Source organism: Streptomyces viridochromogenes DSM 40736, from assembly GCF_000158955.1.
Lineage (GTDB): Bacteria > Actinomycetota > Actinomycetes > Streptomycetales > Streptomycetaceae > Streptomyces > Streptomyces venetus.
Window position 1 is genome coordinate 5,658,499 of record NZ_GG657757.1, and the last position, 1,333, is coordinate 5,659,831.

General features: G+C 70.2%; 1 protein-coding gene. It reads left to right on the forward strand.

Annotated elements, in window-relative coordinates; translation table 11 throughout:
- Nucleotides 1-382: 382 nt before the first annotated feature.
- Nucleotides 383-1,309: a S1 family peptidase gene (locus SSQG_RS25015; RefSeq protein WP_003992634.1), complete on the forward strand. Its 927-nt coding sequence runs from the start codon at nucleotides 383-385 to the stop codon at nucleotides 1,307-1,309.
- The last annotated feature ends 24 nt before the right edge of the window (nucleotides 1,310-1,333 follow it).

The window sequence follows — 1,333 nt, forward strand, 5'->3', positions numbered from 1 at the left end:
CCGGCCGTCGGATCCGGGAGGGGGCGAGCCGTCCGGCGCCGACTCGGTGAGTCCGTCCGGCGTGGCGGGCCGGACCCCGTCCGCGTCCGGGAGTCCCTCGGAGGGCGGCTCCACACCCGGCACTCCGACGGCCTCCGCCCCTTCCACCCTCACGTCGGCCCCGGGCCGGTCCGGGGACAAGCCCGGACGCGGTCCCGGCGGCACCAAGGGCCCCAAGTGACCGGTTCATCAGGGAGTTTGAGTAGGGTCGGGCAGAACTGACCGGCCCCGGGCGGGAAACAACTCCTTGCCCCGCCACCCTTGCGGCGATCACAATGCGCATGACAACACTGCGGGCGGCCGGAAGATTTCCGGCCGCCTCCGTCGCAAGAGGGGACCCCCCATGAGAAAACCTCTCGCCGCCGCGTTCTTCGCCCTGGCGATAGCCGGGGCCGGCGCGGCTCCCGCGACCGCTGCCGACACCGCCCCCACGGGCGTCGGCAAGGCCGCGGACACGGGCAAGGTCACGTCCACCGTCTCGGGCGTGGTCACGTCCGCTACGGAGACCCTGTCCGGGATCACCAACCCGGCGCCCAAGGGCGTCAACTTCGCCGGGACGGTGGCCCTCAACAACTGCTCCGGCTCGGTCGTCCGCATGCCGGACTCCGAGGACAACGACCCGGCGCTGGTGATGACCAACGGACACTGTCTGGAGAGCGGCTTCCCCGGCCCCGGCGAGGTTCTCGTCGACAAGGCCTCCAGCCGCACCTTCGGGTTGCTGGGCGCCTCCGGCTCGCGCGTGGCGACCCTGCGCGCCGCCAAGCTCGCGTACGGCACGATGACCGACACGGACGTCGCGTTCTACCAGCTCACCACCAGCTACGCGCAGATCAAGAGCTCGTACGGCATCAACGCGCTGACGCTGAACGACTCGCACCCGGTCGCCGGCTCCGCCATCAGCATCCCCTCGGGCTACTGGAAGCGGATCTACAGCTGCGACATCGACGGGTTCGTGCCCACCCTGAAGGAGGGCGACTGGACCTGGAAGGACTCGGTCCGTTACACCTCCGCCTGCAACACCATCGGTGGCACGTCCGGCTCGCCCGTCGTCGACCAGGCCTCCGGCAAGGTCGTCGCCATCAACAACACCGGCAACGAGGACGGCGAGCGCTGCACGGTGAACAACCCCTGTGAGGTCGACGCGAACGGCAACGTGACCGTCCGCAAGGGCATCAACTACGCCCAGGAGACCTACCGGATCCCGTCCTGCTTCGGCATCGACAACAAGCTCGACCTGAGCGCGAGCGGCTGCGTCCTGCCCAAGCCGTAGGGCAGCGCACGAGCCCGGGGCCGG

Coding starts and splice junctions, on each gene's coding strand:
- SSQG_RS25015 (WP_003992634.1), top strand. CDS start 383: ATGAGAAAACCTCTCGCCGCCGCGTTCTTCGCCCTGGCGATAGCCGGG.